This window comes from Prevotellamassilia timonensis, assembly GCF_900106785.1.
Classification (GTDB): Bacteria; Bacteroidota; Bacteroidia; order Bacteroidales; family Bacteroidaceae; genus Alloprevotella; species Alloprevotella timonensis.
This window is the reverse complement of the sequence record NZ_LT629844.1, coordinates 355662-377691: the sequence shown is the minus strand read 5'-3', so window position 1 is coordinate 377691 and position 22030 is coordinate 355662. Positions and strand designations below refer to the sequence as shown.

The window sequence follows — 22030 nt, the reverse complement described above, 5'->3', positions numbered from 1 at the left end:
GGGCCAGTGAGCAAGAAGCGACGAATGGATATTGTGAGAACATTGCTGATAGCAATCTTGCTCCTCGCCCTCCCCTCTAAAACATTCGCCCAATGGGGATTTGATGTTGCCAGCGTAGAAGCCTACATCAATGACCACAAGAAACAGCGGAGCCTGTTGCTCGCACGAAGCACGTTGGAATACAGTAATAAACTATTGCACAGTTACAGTAAGGACGAGACCAAGGCATACAAGGAACTGAATGTTGACCTTGACAAGTACACCAGGGCATTTGATGTGATAGATGTGCTGTATCAGAGTTTACGGACCAGTCTGAACGTGTACTCCACCTACGAGGGTGTGAGCGACAGAATATCGGACTATAAGAAGCTGTTGGATGACTACAACAAAAAAGTCATCAAACGAAAGCGCATCTCGCTTGCCGATACCATATTGATAGGCATCAACCGACGAGCCATAGAGAATATCGCAAATGAAGGCGAATACCTCTACAAAAGCGTGAGCGACTTGGTGCTGTATGCCTCAGGAGCGGCAGCGTGTTCTACGGCAGACCTTCTTGTGGTGTTGGAAAGCATCAACACCTCGCTTGACAATATAGAGAAGCATCTGAACAAAAGCTACTTTGAGTCGTGGCGATATATCCAAGTGCGCATCGGCTATTGGAAAGAAAAGGTTTACCGAACCAAAAGCAAGCAGCAAATACTGGAAGATGCCTTCGGTCGGTGGCGAGTGGCAGGTAAACTCGGATATTGAGAGAACGAAGAATTTATAATCCCATATATAATAATGTATAGGCATGGATAGAAAGAAAACAAGAATAGGAACCATCATGTTGATGTTGGGAGTCGCTATCAGCGGCAATGCCCAAAGTGGTGTAACATACAATCATGACAGTTCGAAAAAGAACCAGATAACGGTGATGGAAATCGGTAGTGGTAGTCTGTCACCAGAATTGTACTATCAGTTACTGCACAGCAGTTACAAGAAGTCGGCTGCGAGTAAGAACAAACTTGGTTTTCGTACAACGGCAGGAATCGGAGCCTACAATCAAGTGGAATATGCCGAAGCCATCGACTCTGCCCTGACCAAAAGAGCAGAGATTGAGGCGTTGAATATGGCAGACCGTCAGATTGACCTCGCCTGGAAAGTGGAAGGAAGCAAAATTAACAGCAAGATGAATGCCTTCAAGAGCAACATCGACCGCATCCTGCCTGTAGGCGGATCCATCGGTGACAAGCAACGCTGGACAGAATACTATCATGTCTATGAGACAGCCATCAAAGCCACCAAGGATGCCTATATGCCCAATGCCAAGCGTAAGAAGATGTACCTACAGATTTATGCAGATGTGGCAAAACAGAACGAGACACTTGTGAAGCAACTGGTGCAGATGTCGAATGCCAGCAAGACCAAGGAATTGTTGACAGCAAACGGCAACTACCAGACCGCCAACAAACGAAGTATCATCAGCAGTGCATCCAGCAAATGGCGAGAGGCAGGAATGGCAGTGAGAAACAACACATCTTCTGGCAGTAATAACGGTTCGAACGAGGATGACAATGATTTGAAAATAAATAGATAAGGAGTTATGGCAGACAACAGCAGCATATTATCAGACTTCGGTATCAACATCTTGGAAGAAGAGATTGATGACGTGATTTTCCAGACCAACGAGTTCCTGTGCGACGCTACTTTCACAGGCTCGAATGGGCCTTTTTGGTGGGTCGTTCAAATGTGTATGGCACTCGCAGCCCTCTTCTCTATCGTGGTGGCAGCGAACATGGCCTACAAGATGATGGTGAAGCATGAGCCACTGGATGTGATGAAACTTTTCAAGCCATTGGTGATAAGCATCATCCTCTGTTGGTGGTACCCACCTGCCGATACAGGCATGACGAACAGTGGCAGCAATTGGTGCGTACTGGACTTTCTGAGTTACATACCAAACTCCATTGGAAGTTATACCCATGACCTATATGAGGCGGAAGCCACACAGATAGAGGACAAGTTTACGGAAGTTCAGCAGCTCATCTACACCAGAGACACGATGTACACCAACGTACAAGCCCAGGCAGACATTGCCCATAAGGGAACAACAGACCCGAATCTGGTGGAATCGACCATGGAGCAGACAGGTGTGGATGAAGTGACCAATATGGAAAAGGACGCAGCCAAGCTGTGGTTTACCTCACTGACTGCAGGAGCCGTAGTGAACATCGACAAGATAGTAATGCTGATAGCATTGATCGTCTTCCGTATCGGTTGGTGGAGCACCATCTATTGTCAACAGATACTGTTGGGAATGCTGACGATATTTGGACCGATACAATGGGCGTTCTCGCTACTGCCGAAATGGGAAAGCAGTTGGGCGAAGTGGCTGACGAGGTATCTGACCGTGCATTTCTATGGAGCCATGCTCTACTTCGTAGGATTCTACGTACTGCTACTTTTCGACATTGTGCTCTGCATACAGGTGGAGAACCTGACGGCTATTACCGCCAGTGAACAGACGATGGCGGCATATTTGCAAAACTCGTTCTTCTCGGCAGGGTATCTGATGGCAGCAAGTATCGTGGCATTGAAGTGCCTAAACTTGGTTCCGGACCTTGCGGCATGGATGATACCAGAGGGCGATACCGCTTTCTCTACCAGAAATTTCGGTGAGGGTGTGGCACAGCAAGCCAAAATGTCGGCACAGGGGACACTTGCCCATGTGATGCACTGATAAAGGTAAAAAAGTAAAAGAGTGAAAAAGGTAAAAAATATTATAGCAATGGTAATCAAGAATTTAGAGAATAAGGTGAAGTTGGTGACTATCATCTGTAGCCTGTTTCTGGTTGGATGCGTGCTGATAAGTATCAGTAGCATCTGGACGGCGAAAAATATGGTGGTGGATGCACAGAACAAAATCTATGTGTTGGACGGCAATGTACCAATTTTGGTGCAGCGTACGACGATGGATGAGACATTGGATGTGGAAGCAAAGAGCCATATCGAGATGTTCCATCATTATTTCTTCACATTGGCACCAGATGACAAGTACATCAAATACACGATGGAGAAAGCCATGTATCTGGTGGATGAGACAGGATTGGCGCAGTACAATACGCTGAAAGAAAAGGGGTTCTACTCCAACATCATGGGAACGAGTGCCGTGTTCAGCATCTTCTGTGACAGTATCAAGTTCAACAAGGAGAAGATGGAGTTTACCTACTACGGCAGACAGCGCATCGAGCGCAGAACCAATGTGCTGACCCGTGAACTGGTGACGGCAGGACAGTTGAAACGAGTTCCGAGGACTGACAACAACCCACATGGATTGCTGATAGTGAACTGGAGAACCTTGCTCAACAAGGATATTGACCAGAAGACAAAGTCGAACTATTAAAGGTAAAAGGATAAAGAAGTAAAAAGGTAAAAAAAATAACGATGAACACAAAAGGATTTAAGCAGATGCTCATTGGGGAGAAGATGCCTGACAAGGACGATCCCAAATACAAGGAACGCTATGAGCGAGACGTGAGAGCTGGAAGAAAGTTTGCCAGGATGTGCAGAATCGACAAGGCTGCAGCCAAGGTGCAGAAATTTGCCGACTTGCATAAGACAATGTTCCTGGTCATCGTGTTCGGTTTTGTAGGTGTGAGTTTCAGTTTCAACATCTATCGCATGGCAAGAGCTTATCACTATCAGGGAGAGCAACGCACCGCCACGGAGAGACAGGACTCGCTGATAAAGGCTCGCCATCAGAATATGGGGAATGCAAAGAACATAGTAAGGACCAATGAGGATGCACGCCATCCTCATAAAGACAAATAACGATGAAGCTGACAGAAAGAATCAATTTCAGACAACCCAAGTACATGCTACCTGCGATTGTCTATCTTCCACTGCTCGGTGCATCCTACTTTATCTTCGACCTCTTTGATACCAAGGTGGCGGAGAAGAAGGATGCCAATATGCAGACCACAGAATATCTGAATCCGAACCTTCCACAAGCTCATATCAAGGGCGGTGACGGTATTGGAGGCAAGTATGAGAACATGTTGAACGCCTACGGCAAGATAGAAGACCATAGTGCCGTGGAGAATATAGACCGAGACAATGAGCAAGAAAAAGAAGAATACCAAAGCAAGTATTCGGATGCAGAACTGCAACAGTTGGATGCCGAAGCCAAGAGGCAAGCAGAAATGGAAAAACAGAGAGAAGCACAAGAAGCCCATGAGCGACAAAGAGAGAATGAAGCGTTGGCGGAACTGAACAAGGCACTTGCCGAAGCAAGACTGAAGGGACAGCAAGCTACGCAACAGAACTCATCGACTTCAGCAACAGCATCCGATGAAACAACAGCTACAGCCAAGGGCGGTATCAATATTGAGGGTAAAATCAAGGTGAATGAAAATGCCCGAAAGGAAACTGACGAGAATGATAAGCCAAGTGAAGTTGTGAAAAAGGTGAAGACATCATCGGATTACTTCAATACCTTGGCAGTGAATGAGAAAGAGCCGACACTGATAAAGGCTATCATTGACGAGAATGTGAAAGCCGTGGATGGAAGTCGTGTACGTTTGAGACTGTTAGATGATGTGGAAATCGGTGAGATGATAGTGAAGAAAGGCGCATACCTGTATGCCACCATGAGCGGTTTCAGTTCACAACGAGTGAAAGGAACGGTAAAAAGTGTGCTGGTGGATGATGAGATAGTGAAAATCAACCTATCACTCTATGACACAGACGGCATGGAAGGTTTGTATGTGCCAAGCAGCCAGTTTAGAGAGACCAGCAAGGATGTGGCAAGCGGAGCCGTGACCGGCAATGTGGATATGAACACCACCAATACAGGCAGCAGTTTTTCGCAATGGGGCATGCAGACCATGCAGAATGCCTATCAGAAAACAAGTAATGCCATAGGCAAGGCTATCAAGAAGAACAAGGTAAAATTGAAATACGGAACCTTTGTGTACTTGATAAACAGCAAAGACACCAAGAGCAAGTAAACATCAACATTCAAAGAATACGAATATGAATATCAAGAAGACCATTGGCGCACTCATGATGTGTGCAATAAGTGCCACTCCGATGATGGCACAACAGACCAGTGCGGAGAGCTATCAGCCCTGCACCTACCAGGAGATGGAGCAGCTGACTGTGAACGAGCAAGTGACAACAGTCATTACGGCAAGCGAACCCATCCGCTTTGTGGACATATCCACTGACAAGATAGCAGGAGACCAACCCATCAACAATACTGTGCGTTTGAAACCCAAGGAGGGACTGCATGAAGATGGTGAAGTGCTTGCCATCGTTACCATTGTGACAGAACGCTACCGTACCCAGTATGCGCTGCTCTATACAACAAGATTGCAAGAGGCAGTGACGGATAAGGAGATACAACAGATAGAAAAGAATGCATATAACAATCCAGCGGTAACCTTGTCCTCTACTGACATGGCTCGCTATGCTCGTGAGATTTGGAGTTCGGAAGCCCATGTGAACAATGTGAAGACCAAAGCCCATAAAATGGTGATGCGACTGAACAACATCTATTCGTCGGGCGACTATTTCTTCCTGGATTTCTCCGTGGAGAACAAGACTGACATTCCATTTGATATAGACCAAATACGATTGAAGTTGACGGATAAGAAAACCGCCAAGGCTACCAACTCGCAGATGGTAGAGTTACATCCAGTCTTCACGTTGGAGCAGACCAAGCGTTTCCGCTATGGCTACCGCAATGTGCTTGTCATTCGGAAAATGACATTCCCGAATGACAAGAAGTTGACAATAGAAATGACGGAGAACCAAATCAGCGGTCGCACCATATCACTGAAGATAAACTATAGCGATGTGTTGTCAGCCGACTCATTCAATCCGATTTTTCTAAAATAGCAATCATATCCAATGGAAGAAAGCAAGGAGCTACAAGGATTTTACAAGATATTCAGGGCAGTCATCTACATATCCGTGTTGATGGAGTTCTTTGAGTATGCCATAGACCCAAGGGCGATAGACGGCTTTGGCGGTGTGGTGTGTGACCTGCACGACCGTATCAAGCAGTGGTTTATCTACCATGACGGGAACCTGGTGTATAGCAAGGTGGTGACATTCCTCTTGGTGTGCATCACCTGTGTAGGCACGAGAAACAAGAAGCATCTGGAGTTTGATGCCCGAAGACAGGTGCTGTACCCACTGGTGAGTGGCGTGCTGCTGCTGATATTGTCCGTGTGGCTCTTCGGCTATGCAATTGACACTTGTCTCTATGCCCTAAGATTGAACATCATCCTATATATGGTGGCAACCATCATCGGAACAGTACTGGTGCATATCGCCTTGGATAACATCTCGAAGTTCCTGAAAGAAGGGCTGATGAAAGACCGCTTCAACTTTGAAAACGAGAGTTTTGAGCAGTGCCAGAAGGAGGAATACAACAAGTACAGCGTGAATATTCCTATGCGCTACTACTATAAGGGCAAGTTCCGCAAGGGATGGGTGAACATCGTAAACCCATTCCGTGGCACTTGGGTAGTTGGTACGCCTGGTAGCGGTAAGACTTTTTCTATTATAGAGCCGTTCATCCGTCAGCACAGTGCAAAAGGTTTTGCCATGGTCGTTTACGACTACAAGTTCCCTACCTTGGCAACCAAACTGTACTACCACTATAAGAAGAACCAACAGTTGGGTAAACTACCAGAAGGCTGTAAGTTCAACATCATCAACTTCGTGGATGTGGAATACTCCAAGCGAGTGAACCCGATACAGCAGAAGTATATCAATAACTTGGCAGCAGCGAGCGAGACCGCAGAGACATTACTTGAATCCCTGCAAAAAGGAAAGAAGGAAGGCGGTGGCGGCAGCGACCAGTTCTTCCAGACCTCAGCCGTCAACTTCCTCGCCGCCTGTATCTACTTCTTCATCAACTATGGCAAAGAGCCATACGACAAGGATGGTAAGATACTGATAGCAGAAAAAGTACTTGATCCGAAGACCATGCAGATGAAGCCGACCGGTAAGGTGTTTAACCATGCAGGAGAAGAAGTAGAGCCAGCCTATTGGTTGGGCAAGTACAGCGATATGCCCCATATTCTGAGTTTCCTGAACGAGAGTTACCAGACCATCTTCAATGTGCTGGAGACCGACAATGAGGTAGCACCGTTGCTAGGACCATTCCAAACCGCCTTGAAGAACAAGGCAATGGAGCAGTTGGAGGGTATGATAGGTACACTGCGTGTCTATACCTCACGCCTTGCTACCAAGGAAAGCTATTGGATATTTCATAAAGATGGAGATGACTTCGACCTGAAGGTCAGTGACCCGAAGAATCCGAGCTATCTGCTGATAGCCAATGACCCAGAAATGGAGAGCATCATCGGAGCATTGAATGCCCTAATCCTCAACCGACTGGTGACACGAGTGAACACAGGGCAAGGCAAGAACATCCCTGTGAGCATCATCGTGGACGAGTTGCCTACACTCTACTTCCATAAGATAGACCGACTGATAGGTACAGCCCGAAGCAACAAGGTGAGCGTAGCCTTGGGATTCCAGGAACTGCCACAGTTGGAAGCAGACTACGGAAAGGTGGGTATGCAAAAGATCATCACCACCGTAGGCAATGTGGTGAGCGGTTCGGCACGAAGCAAGGAAACTCTGGAATGGCTATCCTCTGACATTTTTGGAAAGGTGGTGCAACTGAAGAAAGGCGTGACCATCGATAGAGACAAGACGAGCATCAACCTGAATGAGAATATGGACAGTCTTGTACCAGCCAGTAAAATCTCGGACATGCCGACAGGATGGATCTGCGGTCAGACGGCAAGGGACTTTGTGGCAACCAAGACCGGCATGAATGGCAGTATGAACATACAGGAAAGCGACGAGTTCAAGACCAGTAAGTTCTATTGCAAGACCGACTTCAATATGGCAGACATCAAGAAAGAGGAAAGCGAGTATATGCCACTGCCCAAGTTCTACACCTTCAAGAGCCGTGATGAGCGTGAGCGCATCCTCTATAAAAACTTCGTGCAAGTTGGTGAGGACGTGAAAGCCATGATAGCAGAGATATTCAACAAGAAGAATGCCAAGTGACAAGCCAATGACACTCCAAATGCAAAACAAAAACAACATCCATGACGAAAAAGATAAGAATATATATTACCCTAATGCTCTTGTTTCTGTGCCAAAGCATAGTGGCACAGAACAAAACACCTACAAACGATAGCCCAAGCCAAAGCGACTTGGGCATCTTTGCATTACCACCCTTTGAACGAGCCGTGCGCTGCATCAAGTATTATGAGGGATGGCACGATATTAAGCGCAACTATCCCTATATCGGATGGGGACATCGGATTTTGCCGCATGAGAAGTTCAAGAATAATCTCACCTATCAGCAAGCCGACTCCCTGCTACGCTCAGACCTCACCAAGTTATGTGCCATGTTTCGTAAGTATGGCAAGGACTCACTACTCCTTGCCGTACTTGCCTATAATGTCGGCCCCTACAAAATATTAGGGAACAAAAGATTTCCGAAGAGCCGTCTCCTGCAAAAGATTGAACGAGGATTGCGTGACATAGAAAAAGATTACCTTGACTTTTGCAGATGGAGAGGCAAATGCATTCCGTCCATCAAAAGGCGAAGAATGACAGAACTTCAACTATTATACATCCCATAAAAACGAAATATTACTTCATCAACCATCGAAGTGGCACTCCATAGCCTGTCGAAGCTATACTTCATCGGCACTTCAAGTATATTGGCCTAATAACATACAAAAATTGCATAAGAACAGCATTTGTATATACAAAAATTCCGAGATATTAAAGCAATTAGACTTAAATAGTCTTAAATTTGTATTGTGGTATTTATATTTCCTGTCATTTCTTGTCTTTTCTCAATAAATTTTCGTATTTTTGCACTCGGATTGTATAGCCAGACCGCAGTTGTCGCTGTAAGACGAGTTCTTTCATGATAACCGAGTCGGCAGCCTACGCCGTGCTGAGTGTAGTGAAGTCAACCATGACATATCTATACGAAAGCGGGCTTTGGGTGGGAAGACAATCCAGACATAATGGAAGGCGTTTATCGACGCTGTGTTTAAGACGGACCGAAATCTAGCAAATTCACGGTAATATTATTGTCTTGAACGTGGTCAACGGTAGATGTCCCGGGTGTGATTATATCAATCCCGTGGAGACCTTGTAAGCATAGATTGTACCCTTTCGGGCGCAGTCAAATGTGTTATATAGGTCTCTTTGCGGTAGCGATTTTCATATCGGCGTGGGCTCTGACGTTGTCTGTTCGACAATAATAGGCAATTGCTAGAGCCTCGGTTCGTGGAATAGACAACAGGACGATTCCACGCTTTTTTTCTGTCGCAATTTAACGGATTTCTGTCTAGAAAAAAGTTAGCACCGATATGAAAGTCGATGAATGGACATCAGAAGATGTGCACACCCCAGGAGGTGGTGAATTCCCTCCTTGCGCTGGACTTACCTCCAACGCCCTCCCCGAAGCTCAAAGCACTGTTTCCGCTGAGAGTTCACAAACAGGGGTGTCCACCAGAAGTGTCCATATATTAAGTAAATCTAAAGTACAAAAGGAGGAAGAGATTCCTCATTGGTATGCTTTACGCACCACCTATGGTAGAGAGAAAAAAGCATACGACTACATGACAGCCAAAGGTGTCACGGCTTTCTATCCTACTACAGATACTGTAAAACTTATAAAAGGTAAGCGCAAAGTTGTTACCGAGTCACGTTTACCAAACATCTTCTTCGCCTACGGTACCGAAGAACAACTCAAATCTTTCGTTTACGACAACGTAAACCTCCCATTCCTTCGTTTTTATTATCGCCACATCCATATTGGGCGTAGAATTGCTAAAACTCCATTGATAGTTCCCAACTATCAGATGGAAAGTCTAAAAATCATCTGTGCAGCCGATGCGGACAATACCATCGTGTCATTAGGTGAAGTGCCAAAGTTCGAGAAAGGACAGTTGGTAAAGGTTATTGATGGTGCGTTTAAGGGAGTGATTGGCAGAGTCGCAAGATGGCAGGGACAGCAAAGAGTTGGAGTGGTTGTGGACGAATTGGTAACTGTAGTTACAGCGTATATACCGAGTGCATTTCTAATGTCTATTTAATTTCTTCGATTCCAATGGAATTACTAGTAAAAATAAATAAAAAGTTAGAGCAACGTAGAGCTATTTTGAATACAATCATTCAAAATGTTGGAATTCAAAATAAAATATTAAAATCTGCACAAATCTTGGCTGAATGCCTAAAACTCGGAGGAAAAATAATCACAGCTGGAAATGGTGGTTCAGCTTCTCAATCAGAACATTTTTCCTCAGAAATGATGGGGCGTTTAAAAAATAGCAGAACACCTTTTCCCTCATTATCGTTGAGTTCCAATGCATCTCTATTAACTTGTATAGGAAATGATTTTGGATTTGAAAGAATTTTCTCTCGGCAAATAGAAGGCATTGGTACAACGAAAGATGTGTTTATTGCATTTACAACATCATGTAAATCAAGGAATATCATAGAAGCATTGAATGTGTGTAAGAATTCTAATATAAAATCAATAGTTTTCACAGGACAATGCGTACATGATATTGATTTGTTAGCAGAAGAAATAATAATGATTCCAAGCAATGATGTACAGATTATCCAAGAGTGCCATGATATCATATCTCATATAGTGTGTGAACTGGTAGAGGAAATAGTAGATTTAAAAACAGTCAATGAGTGGGAGCAAATAAAAAATGAATTCAAAAATGGTTATAAGTTCCTTATACTTGATCGTGATGGCGTTGTCAATATAACAAAACCCAATGGCTATATTTCATCTTTTTCTGAGTTTGTTTTTACTGATGGCTTTAAATCTAACATTAAATTACTCTCGGAATGTTTTGATAGGATTTTCATAACAACGAATCAAGCAGGAATAGGAAAAGGTATTATGACCGAGAATGAATTGTTAACATTACATGAATGTATGTTGAGTGAAATCAAGAAGCTTGGGGGGTCTATAGATAAAGTCTATTACAGTAAAGGTATAGACGATACGGACAAAACAAGAAAACCTAATACAGGAATGGCAGAAAACATAAAAAGAGATTTTCCTGATATTGATTTTTCAAAAACAATTGTTGTTGGAGATTCCTTTGCAGATAGATTATTCGCTAATAGAATTAATGCTAAATTCATACTTGTTCAATAATATGGATACCGGAGAATTACAAATGAAAACTATTGTTATTGGCGATCTCATGTTAGACAAATATGTTTTTGGTATAGTCGAAAGAGTCTCGCCTGAATCAGGTTGCCCTATTTTGAAACAAACTACATGCGAATATCAATTAGGAGGAGCTGCAAATGTTGCAAAACAACTAAAAAGGTTAGGAGCTAATGTAATTTTGTTTGGAATAATTGGAAACGATGAAAATGGTAAAATGTTTAAGAAAATACTAAAGCAAGAAGGTCTAGAGGTCGATTTTTTATCAACATATAATACCGATACCACGTGCAAAACAAGATTCGTAAATGACCTTCATCAGCAAATGTTTCGTACAGATCGAGAAACTTTTGTGTCCTATAGTGACGAAGATAGATATAAAATTATGAATTATCTGACTCGGAACCAAATATGCAACATTGTAATATCTGATTATAATAAAGGCGTTATTACCACGCAAATGTGTCAAGACATTATCCGTTATGGACAAAGAAATGGCATTAATGTCATTATAGATATCAAGGAGAATGACTTGAAAAAATATAAAGGAGCAACTATTGTTAAAGGCAACAAAAAGGAAATACATAAACTTTTAGATAAATTGTCTGAAATATGGATTAGTGATAGTTCTTTACAAAAATTAAGAAGTGTATTAAATACAGAGCGATTAATTATGACGTGTGGTGAAGAAGGTATCATTGCTGTTGATGAAAAAAATAATATCATAAAACATAGCTGCCAAAAGCATCTCGTTTTTGATGTTACTGGAGCTGGAGATATAGTAACAGCATATATTTCTTATTTATCCAAGTATAAAGACATGTCATTTGATAGAATTTTATACTTTGCCAATAAAGCTGCGAATATTAAGGTTGGGCGTTTTGGAAATTCTATTGTAGAATTAGACGAAGTTCTAAATGGGTACATAAAAGTATTGAATGTACATGAAATTATCAAGAAGACAAAAGGAAAGAAAGTTGTCTTTACAAATGGATGTTTCGATGTTATTCACGCAGGGCATATAGACTTATTGCAAAAGGCAAAAGAAAAAGGTGATATTCTTGTTGTAGGATTAAACTCAGACTCTTCCATAAGAAGATTAAAAGGTAATAGTCGCCCAGTTAATACACTTAATCAAAGAATAAAAGTATTGTCTTCAATCCAATATATTGACTATATAGTTGTCTTTGACGATGATACTCCATTGCAACTTATAGAAGCAATAAAACCAAATGTGTTGGTAAAAGGCGGAGATTATAAATTTAAAGAGATTATAGGAGCTGATTTTGTCACAAAAAATGGAGGACAGGTTTTTAGCATCCCATTTGTATATAACCTATCATCAACAAAAATAATAGATAAAATAAAACTATGATTATTGTAACAGGTGCTACAGGTTTTATAGGTTCAAATTTGCTTGCAGAATTAGAGCTAAGACAATATAAAGGTCTTGTTGCCGTTGACTCATTCGGGGTTGAAGATAAATGGAGGAATATATCAAAACGTATATTCCCATATCTTGTTTCCCCTCAAGATATAGATTCATTTATAGAATCTAATGTTCAAAAAATAAAAGCCATTATTCATCTTGGAGGTATTTCCTCTACTACAGAAAATAATGTAGATTCTATTGTTGAAAATAACATCAAATTAACGATTAGATTGTATGAGTTTTGTAAAAATAATCACATTCGATTCATATATGCATCTTCTGCTTCTACCTATGGAGATGGGGGAAAAGGATATATAGATTCTGATGACATAGAATACTTAAATCAGCTATCTCCATTAAATCCATATGCATGGAGTAAAAATTATGTCGACAAATATATTTCATATGATAGATATGTGAATAAAAACAAATCATTATCAGTTGGATTGAAATTTTTCAACGTATATGGACCTAACGAATATCACAAAGGTTTACAAGCAAGCGTTATATTTCATTTTTTCTTGCAGATGCTCCAAAACAATACTGTAAACTTATTCAAATCTAATTGCGCAGATTTCAAAGACGGACAACAAAAAAGAGACTTTGTATACGTTAGAGATTGTGTAGATGTCATTATTTGGATGCTGGAACATCAGGAAATTATAGGACTCTTCAATGTAGGAACAGGATGTGCAAGTAGCTTTTTGGAAGTCGTAGAATCAATTAAAAAAGCCTGTCATATAGAATGTAAAATCCATTATATAGATATGCCCGAGAAACTTAAAAAACATTACCAAAATTTCACAGAGGCTAATTTGACGAAGTTAAGATCGGTTGGTTATACAAAAGAGTTTACTTCGTTAGAAGCTGGCATATCTCAATATGTAAATGAATTTTTAAACAAAAAAAATAAAAGATATGAGCCGAATTATATTTAATGTCGCAGCAAAGTGTGATAGAGCAGGGCGAGCTCAAAATCAAGATAACTATTGGATATGTCCAGACTTATCACTTTTGAATTCAGACTCGAGTCCCAAAATAGGAAACGATACAGACATAGAATTGTCTGAAAAAGGAACGCTTCTTGTTGTAGCAGATGGCATGGGAGGAATGAACGCTGGTGAAATCGCATCTATGCTTGTCGTTGAAAGTATAAAGAAACATTTTTCTAGTGTTCCTAACGAAATATTAAGCAACGAAGTTGACATTTTGGATTTTATCAAGGAGTCAATCATCGACGCAGATAATTCAATTAAGCAATATGCAAAAGAACACAAAGAAGCTGAAGGACTAGGTAGTACTATTGTTCTACTATGGCTATTAAATGGTAAAGCATATTGCGGATGGTATGGTGATAGCAGAATATACAGATTCAATCCAAATAATGAGTTAGTTCGTCTATCTCATGACCACTCTTATGTACAATCTTTAGTTGATGAAGGCAAAATATCAGAAGAAGAAGCGTTCAATCATCCAGATGGCAATATTATAACGAAATCACTTGGAGATAATGGTGAAACTGCAACTCCAGAATTGCGAGTATATGATATTTACCAACGTGATGTATTTATTCTTTGCAGTGATGGGTTATGTGGATTACTCACAGATTCTGAGATAAACGAGACTGTTGAGAGTACCTGTACTTCTTCTAAAGATTCATTAGAAGCATTGTGGGAAAAAGGACAAGCTACAGGTTGGACAGATAATGTAACTATAGATATATTATGTGTGTCCGATGGAGGCAAACCTGCAAAAGGTAGACCTGATGGATATCCGAGAGTGGTAAAAAAACAGAGCAAGAATAGAGACAAAAAAGTTCCTATTGTAAATAGTAAGGATTCTCTCAGTTCGAAAATTCTAAAGTCTCCTTACATCTATATTATCGGCATTGTTTCTATATGTGTCTTAGGGATAGTGTTGTACTTTTCTTTTGTAAAAACACAAACTGAAGGGAATTCTAATTTTGAATTTAATGTCGAAATTCCTAACAAAGAAACGGATGAAAGTGACACCAATATCAATGATGACTCTTCAAGCTCACATAGCAGTTCTCAGGCTAACAACAATCACCAAAATGGAAGAAATAGAGATCATCGACGAAACCAAACAACAACTCATGGTGCAAGACAAACGAATACAGGAAGTTCAAATAACACAACTCAAAATCAAGGAACTCAAACACAAAACAATTCTCCTATAAATTCTGGGGTGATAAACCAACTTCCTCAAAATAATAATGGTCATAATACCAATATAGAACAGAGACCTTCAGTAGAATACACCCAGTTGTTTAATAATGTCCTAAACGATTACAATAAAGCAAAGAAAGCATGGGATATTATAAAACAGCAAAAATAGGCGCACCCGACAAACCCTGTGGAGGGCTGTGCAGATGCTAACCCAAAAACTGAGTTGCCAAACGATACATGATTGCCCAAAAGTAGTACCTTTGCACTATGAATCAGAATGGCAATAAAAATATGTATGAGGGCCTCGCCTCATATTTCCTCCCCGAAGGAGTTCTTAAATATTTCGAGGTGACAGACTTTGCAACACAGCGTACTCTGGACAAGGATGTTCTTTACACAACAGAGCTTCACATCTATCTGGATGAGCGCGACAATCGCACACCAGACATGAAGGATTCCGTGAGCAATGGTTTTGGGGAAGAATCATGTTTACTTGACTATCCAGCCCGAGACAAGAAGGCGGTACTTCACATACGAAGAAGGCGTTGGACAATGCCGGATGGCACAACAAGAAGTGTTGACCTTGACAAGGAGTTTGAACTGAAGCATAAGGGCACTCGATACGCGAAGGACTTCGCGCTTTTTTTAAAGAGGGCGAATGGACTCTGAGACGATAACCGCTCGTCAGATTGGTTATACGTACATGATTAACAGCTCCACGTTTGCCAAAAGATACAAGGACGCCCTGAGTAACTTCGAGACGTGGGAGCAGAAGGATCACGCATCCAAGTGGATTCTTATTCCGCAAAACGTAGGTAAGGAGCAAGGCATAGACGAGACCTCCCTCCAGGGCGAACTGTACACTATCGTTCACAACAAGGATGCCCATGGTCGCAAGGGTGCAATCATAGCAGTAGTCAAGGGAACGAATCCTGCTGACGTACTGAAGGTTCTCATGCAACTACCTGCAGATAAGCGTGAAATGGTTGAGAATATCACGATGGATCTCTCAGATTGCATGCGTGTCATAGCCCGAGAGGCATTCCCTAAAGCCACAGTCATACGTGACTGCTTCCATGTCGTAAAACGCGGTGGAGAGGGCTGCGAAGAGATACGCCTGCGCCTGAAACGAAAAGCCGTAAAGGAGGCGAACAGACAGAAGGCAGAGTTTCGCAAATACCTCGAAAATCTGGCAGCGCAGAGAAAGGCTTACCGCGAGCGAATGAGGAAAAGGCATGGGAAGAACTGGAAGAAGAGCAAGCGCGGAAGAAAGCCTATGAGGCTGAACACTCGCTTTGAACCCAAAAGGCTTGAAAATGGCGAGACTCTTGTAGAGGCACAGACACGATGTCGCAAGCAATTGTCCATGAGCCGAGAGAAGTGGAGCGCAACGCAGAAAAAGCGTGCGAAGATACTTTTCGCACTCTACCCAAAACTTGAAGAAGCATACAATCTGATCAACTCCCTTAGAGCCATATTCAGAAACAAGAAACTCACAAAGGAGACTGCCAAACAGAATTTCAAGGGGTGGTATGAGAAAGTGGCTTCCTGCACTCTGCGTGAAATCAAGTCCGTACGCGATACCATCAGATTCTATGAGGATGAAATCCTGAACTACTTTGACGGACGTAAGACTAACGCTTCAGCTGAATCGTTGAACTCAAAGATCAAATGCTTTCGTGCACAAGTAAAAGGAGTCATAGACATACCATTCTTCATGTATCGTTTAGCAACAGTTTTGGGTTAGCATCTGCACGGCCTACTCCACAGGGTTTGTCGGGTGCGCCCAAAAGGCGCACCCGACAAACCCTGTGGAGGGCTGTGCAGATGCTAACCCAAAAACTGAGTTGCCAAACGATACATGATTGCCCAAAAGTAGTACCTTTGCACTATGAATCAGAATGGCAATAAAAATATGTATGAGGGCCTCGCCTCATATTTCCTCCCCGAAGGAGTTCTTAAATATTTCGAGGTGACAGACTTTGCAACACAGCGTACTCTGGACAAGGATGTTCTTTACACAACAGAGCTTCACATCTATCTGGATGAGCGCGACAATCGCACACCAGACATGAAGGATTCCGTGAGCAATGGTTTTGGGGAAGAATCATGTTTACTTGACTATCCAGCCCGAGACAAGAAGGCGGTACTTCACATACGAAGAAGGCGTTGGACAATGCCGGATGGCACAACAAGAAGTGTTGACCTTGACAAGGAGTTTGAACTGAAGCATAAGGGCACTCGATACGCGAAGGACTTCGCGCTTTTTTTAAAGAGGGCGAATGGACTCTGAGACGATAACCGCTCGTCAGATTGGTTATACGTACATGATTAACAGCTCCACGTTTGCCAAAAGATACAAGGACGCCCTGAGTAACTTCGAGACGTGGGAGCAGAAGGATCACGCATCCAAGTGGATTCTTATTCCGCAAAACGTAGGTAAGGAGCAAGGCATAGACGAGACCTCCCTCCAGGGCGAACTGTACACTATCGTTCACAACAAGGATGCCCATGGTCGCAAGGGTGCAATCATAGCAGTAGTCAAGGGAACGAATCCTGCTGACGTACTGAAGGTTCTCATGCAACTACCTGCAGATAAGCGTGAAATGGTTGAGAATATCACGATGGATCTCTCAGATTGCATGCGTGTCATAGCCCGAGAGGCATTCCCTAAAGCCACAGTCATACGTGACTGCTTCCATGTCGTAAAACGCGGTGGAGAGGGCTGCGAAGAGATACGCCTGCGCCTGAAACGAAAAGCCGTAAAGGAGGCGAACAGACAGAAGGCAGAGTTTCGCAAATACCTCGAAAATCTGGCAGCGCAGAGAAAGGCTTACCGCGAGCGAATGAGGAAAAGGCATGGGAAGAACTGGAAGAAGAGCAAGCGCGGAAGAAAGCCTATGAGGCTGAACACTCGCTTTGAACCCAAAAGGCTTGAAAATGGCGAGACTCTTGTAGAGGCACAGACACGATGTCGCAAGCAATTGTCCATGAGCCGAGAGAAGTGGAGCGCAACGCAGAAAAAGCGTGCGAAGATACTTTTCGCACTCTACCCAAAACTTGAAGAAGCATACAATCTGATCAACTCCCTTAGAGCCATATTCAGAAACAAGAAACTCACAAAGGAGACTGCCAAACAGAATTTCAAGGGGTGGTATGAGAAAGTGGCTTCCTGCACTCTGCGTGAAATCAAGTCCGTACGCGATACCATCAGATTCTATGAGGATGAAATCCTGAACTACTTTGACGGACGTAAGACTAACGCTTCAGCTGAATCGTTGAACTCAAAGATCAAATGCTTTCGTGCACAAGTAAAAGGAGTCATAGACATACCATTCTTCATGTATCGTTTAGCAACAGTTTTGGGTTAGCATCTGCACGGCCTACTCCACAGGGTTTGTCGGGTGCGCCGATTAACGTGTTACAATACAACCCAACAAGCAATTCAAGAATTAAAGCACCACAGAAACGGGAAATAGTTGCATTCAAACATCAATTAGAGCAAGCAGGACTTGAAGTTACTATAAGAGTTTCTCATGGCAGAAAGATTAACGCGGCTTGTGGACAGTTAGCTAACACATATAATAAATTCAAAAAAAAATGATTAAAAGTGCCAGACGCATAGACGCAGAGCCGATAACGCATTAGGTCAAAAAAACTATGTGTTATCGGCTTTTTAATTTAATATTGCGCAAAAGCCGCTGTTCCCTATTATAGAATGGATTGCGGGTAGTGTATTAAAGTCGCCCTTTTTTAAGGATACGGCGGTATCGGGGAGGTATCGCCGTGTCCATTTTTATTTACTGTAACCCGCCTAATGCTTTGCGGTCAAAAAAAGCTATGCTCCGCAAGCGGGATATTCCGGCTATGAATGTGAACTGTCAATACATTTAGCTACTGCTTACATTTCCTTTGCGCCCGTCCGCGTCTTGCGGACGGGCGCATTTTGCTTTTTTCAACTTTTTTCTGAAAAGCGCACTCAAGAGCCATCTCCCGAACGGGTACGGAGCGAAAGGGGCAGAGAGGACAAGCCCTTAACTCCCGTCCTCTACTCCACGCGGGAAGGAGGTGAACTCTATGGAGCTATCTTCTTCCGACAAGGAAAGAATACAACATCAGTACGACGCATTAGCAAAGAAAACTTTGGTCGGCGAAGCGAAAAGCCACCGCCGCACTCTTGCGAAACGCGCAGCACGCGAAGTTACTTTTTCGGATTTGAGCGAAAGCGAACTCGCGCAGCTTTTCACAACGGACGAATACGAAAGCGATTATTTCCGTTTTCAAGTGTCCGGCTTTGATGTACTCGTCAAAAATGAACTGCTTGCCGAAGCCCTTAACGCTTTGCCAGAAAGGAAACGCGACATTATCCTTTTGTCCTACTTCTTGGATATGAGCGACGCGGAAATTGGCGAACTGCTGAATGTTGTACGCACGACGGTTTTCCGGCACAGGAAATCCGCGCTTGCGAAAATCAAACAGTATTTGGAGGGAAAAGCAGATGATGAATACCGTTAGGAAGTCTGAAAATCTGTTGCCGTTCCCTGTCATTTCCGCAGCGGCAAACGGCGACACAACCGCCATGTGCGCGATCTTGAAGCACTACGAGGGTTACATAGCGAAACTTTGTACCCGCACGCTGAAAGACGACGCGGGCAATACCTATTCCTATGTGGACGAGGAAATGCGTAACAGGCTGCAAGTGCGCCTTATTACCCGCACCCTTGCTTTTCATGTAGGATAATCTTTTAGCCCATGCGGGGAGCGTGTCCCCTTTCCACGCTTCCCGTTATGGGCTATTTGTCGTTCCGCAAAAGCATATCCGCTGTTGATGTGCTTTTGCAGGCCGACAAAGCCTATTGTTCTTTGACAAAGAAAGCGGCCTTTGGTGCGCAGCATAACAGGCAAACGGGTACATTCCGTCTGTACCGAGCCAGTCGGCGGGTACGCCATGACAGCTTTTCCCCATAGGGGAAAAGCCGAGCGAGAACTACCGCGCCGTAAAACAGGTTTAGCAGCTTGTGGGCGACGACATACAAGGCGGCACAATGATACTCCCGCGTTGAACACCCTCAAAGTATTGCGCGGCGCACCCATAAGCATGGGCCGGGGTGAAACTCCCGTGAGGTTGCAGCTAACAACCGCCCGTTTTTGCCTTTTGACGAATATAGTTTATCCATACAGGAAAAGGAGGTTTTTCTAATGGATAAAAAACAGACAATTACAACCGAACGCAAAATAGGGAAAATCACCTATCTTGTTCAAGCGTTGCCGAGTGAAAAGGCAACCGATACAATCCATAAAAAGATTGAGAAACTCATTGTAAAGGATTTGCAGAAAAAGCCCGGAAATCCGGGATTTTTAGCGTCCGAGTAGTGCATTAGGCGGCGGGATATGGTATAATGATAGCAACACATTATACCTGTTTATTCGGCTGTCGGAAAGGAGGACTAATGTTACAGTCGAATAAAATCACCGCCCTTTACTGCCGTTTAAGTCAAGAGGATATGCAAGCCGGAGAAAGCGGAAGCATACAGCACCAAAAAATGATACTTCAACGCTATGCGGACGAACACCATTTTTTGAACACAAAGTTTTTTGTGGACGACGGATTTTCCGGCGTGAGTTTTGAGCGCGAGGGGCTGCAAGCGATGTTGCAGGAAGTGGAAGCCGGACGAGTGGCGACGGTCATTACCAAAGACCTTTCCCGTCTTGGCAGAAACTATCTGAAAACGGGCGAACTCATAGAGATTGTATTTCCCGAAAACGGAGTACGCTATATCGCGATCAACGACGGAGTTGACACAGCGCGGGAGGATAACGAGTTTACCCCCTTGCGGAACTGGTTTAACGAGTTTTACGCCCGCGACACAAGCAAGAAAATCCGCGCAGTTAAACAGGCACAGGCGCAAAAAGGCGAGCGCGTCAACGGGGAATATCCATACGGCTATATCCCAGACCCGAACAACCGCCACCACCTTATACCCGACCCGGAAACCGCGCCGATTGTCAAACAGGTTTTCGCTATGTTTGTTAGCGGCGTGCGTATGTGCGAAATCCAAAAATGGCTTGCGGAAAACAAAGTCTTGACGATTGGAGCGTTGCGCTATCAGCGTACAGGACAGGCGCGGTATCAGCGGGCAATGATCGCCCCCTATACTTGGCCGGACAAAACGCTCTATGACATATTAGCAAGGCAGGAATATTTAGGGCATACCATAACCGCGAAAACTCACAAGGTATCCTACAAGTCGAAAAAGACCCGGAAGAACGAAGAAGAACAACGCTATTTCTTCCCAAACACCCATGAGCCGCTTGTTGACGAGGAAACCTTTGAACTTGCGCAAAAGCGGATTGCTACCCGCCACCGCCCGACAAAAGCAGCGGAGATTGATATTTTTTCCGGCTTGCTGTTTTGCGCTGGTTGCAGACATAAGATGTATTACCAACAGGGCGTAAATATCGAGCCGCGCAAGTTTTCCTATTCTTGCGGCGCATGGCGCAACAGGGCAAGGACAGGCAGCGAGTGTACCTCTCATTATATCCGCAAAAACGTACTTCTTGATTTAGTGCTGGAAGATATGCGGCGGGTTTTGCGGTATGTTAAGGAACACGAACAGGACTTTATCTGTAAAGCTACCGAGTACGGCGACATGGAAGCGAGAAAGGCATTAGCGCAGCAGCAAAAGGAACTTTTCAAAGCACAGGCGCGTATGACCGAACTTGACACGCTTTTCCGCAAGCTGTATGAGGACAACGCATTAGGCAGACTGACAGATGAACGGTTTGTGTTTCTAACTTCCGGCTATGAGGACGAAAAGAAATCCCTTGCCGCAAGGATAGACGAGTTACAACAGCAGATCGCAACCGTTACCGAGCGAAAAAGGGATATATCAAGGTTTATTCAGATTGTCGGGAAATACAGCGACATACAGGAATTGACCTATGAAAACGTCCATGAGTTTATCGACCGTATTTTGATACATGAATTAGACCGGGAAACCAACACCCGGAAAATCGAAATCCATTATAGCTTTGTCGGACAGGTTGATACCGAGCAGGAGCCGACGCAAGTTGTCAACCATGACCGCCGCAACATGGTAGATGTAAAAAGTATCGCTATCTAACCCCAGCAAATAATGAGGTGTGATAGCGATAGCGGCAAAAAGCTAATAA

22 protein-coding genes are annotated in these 22030 nt (G+C 43.5%); all 22 read left to right on the top strand.

Features of this window, described 5'->3' with window-relative positions; translation table 11 throughout:
- Positions 1 to 30 precede the first annotated feature (30 nt).
- The 22 genes from BQ5453_RS07130 to BQ5453_RS07025 all read left to right on the top strand — a co-directional run bounded on the left by BQ5453_RS07130 (position 31) and on the right by BQ5453_RS07025 (position 21981).
- Entirely contained in the window at positions 31 to 753 is a 723-nt protein-coding gene (locus BQ5453_RS07130) for a hypothetical protein (RefSeq protein ID WP_071122914.1), read from the top strand.
- Between the two features lie 43 nt (positions 754 to 796).
- Entirely contained in the window at positions 797 to 1582 is a 786-nt protein-coding gene (locus tag BQ5453_RS07125; protein WP_071122654.1) for a DUF5045 domain-containing protein, read from the top strand.
- A 6-nt stretch (positions 1583 to 1588) separates the two neighbouring features.
- Positions 1589 to 2725, top strand: coding sequence for a hypothetical protein (locus BQ5453_RS07120; protein WP_071122653.1), 1137 nt, complete (start codon positions 1589 to 1591; stop codon positions 2723 to 2725).
- A 48-nt stretch (positions 2726 to 2773) separates the two neighbouring features.
- A complete protein-coding gene (traK, locus tag BQ5453_RS07115; RefSeq protein WP_010537146.1) occupies positions 2774 to 3388 on the top strand; it encodes a conjugative transposon protein TraK in 615 nt (204 codons plus the stop codon).
- 41 nt (positions 3389 to 3429) lie between these two features.
- Positions 3430 to 3816, top strand: a complete 387-nt coding sequence (locus BQ5453_RS07110) for a hypothetical protein (protein WP_071122652.1) — start codon at positions 3430 to 3432, stop codon at positions 3814 to 3816.
- A gap of 2 nt (positions 3817 to 3818) precedes the next feature.
- A complete protein-coding gene (gene traM / locus BQ5453_RS07105) occupies positions 3819 to 4994 on the top strand; it encodes a conjugative transposon protein TraM (protein WP_071122651.1) in 1176 nt (391 codons plus the stop codon).
- Positions 4995 to 5019: 25 nt separating this feature from the next.
- The gene (traN, locus tag BQ5453_RS07100) at positions 5020 to 5886 is read left to right on the top strand and encodes a conjugative transposon protein TraN (RefSeq protein WP_074027648.1); all 867 of its coding nucleotides are present in this window, start codon (positions 5020 to 5022) and stop codon (positions 5884 to 5886) included.
- Between the two features lie 12 nt (positions 5887 to 5898).
- On the top strand, positions 5899 to 8082 hold the full coding sequence (locus BQ5453_RS07095) for a type IV secretory system conjugative DNA transfer family protein (RefSeq protein WP_071122650.1): 2184 nt from the start codon (positions 5899 to 5901) through the stop codon (positions 8080 to 8082).
- A 41-nt stretch (positions 8083 to 8123) separates the two neighbouring features.
- The gene (locus BQ5453_RS07090) at positions 8124 to 8666 is read left to right on the top strand and encodes a glycoside hydrolase family protein (protein WP_071122649.1); all 543 of its coding nucleotides are present in this window, start codon (positions 8124 to 8126) and stop codon (positions 8664 to 8666) included.
- Between the two features lie 744 nt (positions 8667 to 9410).
- A complete protein-coding gene (locus BQ5453_RS07085; RefSeq protein ID WP_071122648.1) occupies positions 9411 to 10139 on the top strand; it encodes a UpxY family transcription antiterminator in 729 nt (242 codons plus the stop codon).
- 14 nt (positions 10140 to 10153) lie between these two features.
- The gene (locus tag BQ5453_RS07080; protein WP_071122647.1) at positions 10154 to 11221 is read left to right on the top strand and encodes an HAD-IIIA family hydrolase; all 1068 of its coding nucleotides are present in this window, start codon (positions 10154 to 10156) and stop codon (positions 11219 to 11221) included.
- A gap of 1 nt (position 11222) precedes the next feature.
- The gene (rfaE2, locus tag BQ5453_RS07075; protein ID WP_071122912.1) at positions 11223 to 12611 is read left to right on the top strand and encodes a D-glycero-beta-D-manno-heptose 1-phosphate adenylyltransferase; all 1389 of its coding nucleotides are present in this window, start codon (positions 11223 to 11225) and stop codon (positions 12609 to 12611) included.
- Positions 12608 to 13606: an ADP-glyceromanno-heptose 6-epimerase gene (rfaD, locus tag BQ5453_RS07070; RefSeq protein ID WP_071122646.1), complete on the top strand. Its 999-nt coding sequence runs from the start codon at positions 12608 to 12610 to the stop codon at positions 13604 to 13606. Before rfaE2 ends, rfaD begins: the two co-directional genes overlap by 4 nt.
- Positions 13587 to 15026 carry a PP2C family protein-serine/threonine phosphatase gene (locus tag BQ5453_RS07065; RefSeq protein ID WP_071122645.1) on the top strand — a complete coding sequence of 480 codons (1440 nt, stop codon included), beginning with the start codon at positions 13587 to 13589 and terminating at the stop codon, positions 15024 to 15026. The genes rfaD and BQ5453_RS07065 overlap by 20 nt, the downstream gene beginning before the upstream one ends.
- Before the next feature lie 122 nt (positions 15027 to 15148).
- A complete protein-coding gene (locus BQ5453_RS07060; RefSeq protein WP_143033257.1) occupies positions 15149 to 15526 on the top strand; it encodes an ISAon1 family transposase N-terminal region protein in 378 nt (125 codons plus the stop codon).
- A 34-nt stretch (positions 15527 to 15560) separates the two neighbouring features.
- Positions 15561 to 16604: a transposase gene (locus BQ5453_RS07055; RefSeq protein ID WP_074027632.1), complete on the top strand. Its 1044-nt coding sequence runs from the start codon at positions 15561 to 15563 to the stop codon at positions 16602 to 16604.
- Positions 16605 to 16772: 168 nt separating this feature from the next.
- The gene (locus BQ5453_RS07050) at positions 16773 to 17150 is read left to right on the top strand and encodes an ISAon1 family transposase N-terminal region protein (RefSeq protein WP_143033257.1); all 378 of its coding nucleotides are present in this window, start codon (positions 16773 to 16775) and stop codon (positions 17148 to 17150) included.
- A gap of 34 nt (positions 17151 to 17184) precedes the next feature.
- Positions 17185 to 18228, top strand: coding sequence for a transposase (locus BQ5453_RS07045; protein WP_074027632.1), 1044 nt, complete (start codon positions 17185 to 17187; stop codon positions 18226 to 18228).
- A gap of 706 nt (positions 18229 to 18934) precedes the next feature.
- Positions 18935 to 19372 (top strand): sigma-70 family RNA polymerase sigma factor, encoded by a 438-nt coding sequence (locus BQ5453_RS07040; protein WP_002604474.1) that lies wholly within the window; start codon positions 18935 to 18937, stop codon positions 19370 to 19372.
- Positions 19356 to 19598: a helix-turn-helix domain-containing protein gene (locus BQ5453_RS07035; protein ID WP_002604473.1), complete on the top strand. Its 243-nt coding sequence runs from the start codon at positions 19356 to 19358 to the stop codon at positions 19596 to 19598. The genes BQ5453_RS07040 and BQ5453_RS07035 overlap by 17 nt, the downstream gene beginning before the upstream one ends.
- 458 nt (positions 19599 to 20056) lie before the next feature.
- Positions 20057 to 20230 (top strand): transposon-encoded TnpW family protein, encoded by a 174-nt coding sequence (locus BQ5453_RS07030; protein ID WP_002604472.1) that lies wholly within the window; start codon positions 20057 to 20059, stop codon positions 20228 to 20230.
- A gap of 77 nt (positions 20231 to 20307) precedes the next feature.
- Positions 20308 to 21981, top strand: a complete 1674-nt coding sequence (locus BQ5453_RS07025; RefSeq protein WP_002604471.1) for a recombinase family protein — start codon at positions 20308 to 20310, stop codon at positions 21979 to 21981.
- Positions 21982 to 22030 lie beyond the last annotated feature (49 nt).

What these genes read in the sequence shown, in the direction of transcription:
- BQ5453_RS07090 (WP_071122649.1), top strand. Translation starts at nt 8,124, where the DNA reads ATGACGAAAAAGATAAGAATATATATTACCCTAATGCTCTTGTTTCTG.
- BQ5453_RS07060 (WP_143033257.1), top strand. Translation starts at nt 15,149, where the DNA reads ATGTATGAGGGCCTCGCCTCATATTTCCTCCCCGAAGGAGTTCTTAAA.
- BQ5453_RS07050 (WP_143033257.1), top strand. Translation starts at nt 16,773, where the DNA reads ATGTATGAGGGCCTCGCCTCATATTTCCTCCCCGAAGGAGTTCTTAAA.
- BQ5453_RS07065 (WP_071122645.1), top strand. Translation starts at nt 13,587, where the DNA reads ATGAGCCGAATTATATTTAATGTCGCAGCAAAGTGTGATAGAGCAGGG.
- BQ5453_RS07085 (WP_071122648.1), top strand. Translation starts at nt 9,411, where the DNA reads ATGAAAGTCGATGAATGGACATCAGAAGATGTGCACACCCCAGGAGGT.
- BQ5453_RS07055 (WP_074027632.1), top strand. Translation starts at nt 15,561, where the DNA reads ATGATTAACAGCTCCACGTTTGCCAAAAGATACAAGGACGCCCTGAGT.
- BQ5453_RS07030 (WP_002604472.1), top strand. Translation starts at nt 20,057, where the DNA reads ATGGATAAAAAACAGACAATTACAACCGAACGCAAAATAGGGAAAATC.
- rfaD (WP_071122646.1), top strand. Translation starts at nt 12,608, where the DNA reads ATGATTATTGTAACAGGTGCTACAGGTTTTATAGGTTCAAATTTGCTT.
- BQ5453_RS07035 (WP_002604473.1), top strand. Translation starts at nt 19,356, where the DNA reads ATGATGAATACCGTTAGGAAGTCTGAAAATCTGTTGCCGTTCCCTGTC.
- BQ5453_RS07025 (WP_002604471.1), top strand. Translation starts at nt 20,308, where the DNA reads ATGTTACAGTCGAATAAAATCACCGCCCTTTACTGCCGTTTAAGTCAA.
- BQ5453_RS07110 (WP_071122652.1), top strand. Translation starts at nt 3,430, where the DNA reads ATGAACACAAAAGGATTTAAGCAGATGCTCATTGGGGAGAAGATGCCT.
- BQ5453_RS07045 (WP_074027632.1), top strand. Translation starts at nt 17,185, where the DNA reads ATGATTAACAGCTCCACGTTTGCCAAAAGATACAAGGACGCCCTGAGT.
- traN (WP_074027648.1), top strand. Translation starts at nt 5,020, where the DNA reads ATGAATATCAAGAAGACCATTGGCGCACTCATGATGTGTGCAATAAGT.
- BQ5453_RS07120 (WP_071122653.1), top strand. Translation starts at nt 1,589, where the DNA reads ATGGCAGACAACAGCAGCATATTATCAGACTTCGGTATCAACATCTTG.
- BQ5453_RS07040 (WP_002604474.1), top strand. Translation starts at nt 18,935, where the DNA reads ATGGAGCTATCTTCTTCCGACAAGGAAAGAATACAACATCAGTACGAC.
- BQ5453_RS07125 (WP_071122654.1), top strand. Translation starts at nt 797, where the DNA reads ATGGATAGAAAGAAAACAAGAATAGGAACCATCATGTTGATGTTGGGA.
- rfaE2 (WP_071122912.1), top strand. Translation starts at nt 11,223, where the DNA reads ATGGATACCGGAGAATTACAAATGAAAACTATTGTTATTGGCGATCTC.
- traK (WP_010537146.1), top strand. Translation starts at nt 2,774, where the DNA reads ATGGTAATCAAGAATTTAGAGAATAAGGTGAAGTTGGTGACTATCATC.
- BQ5453_RS07080 (WP_071122647.1), top strand. Translation starts at nt 10,154, where the DNA reads ATGGAATTACTAGTAAAAATAAATAAAAAGTTAGAGCAACGTAGAGCT.
- traM (WP_071122651.1), top strand. Translation starts at nt 3,819, where the DNA reads ATGAAGCTGACAGAAAGAATCAATTTCAGACAACCCAAGTACATGCTA.
- BQ5453_RS07095 (WP_071122650.1), top strand. Translation starts at nt 5,899, where the DNA reads ATGGAAGAAAGCAAGGAGCTACAAGGATTTTACAAGATATTCAGGGCA.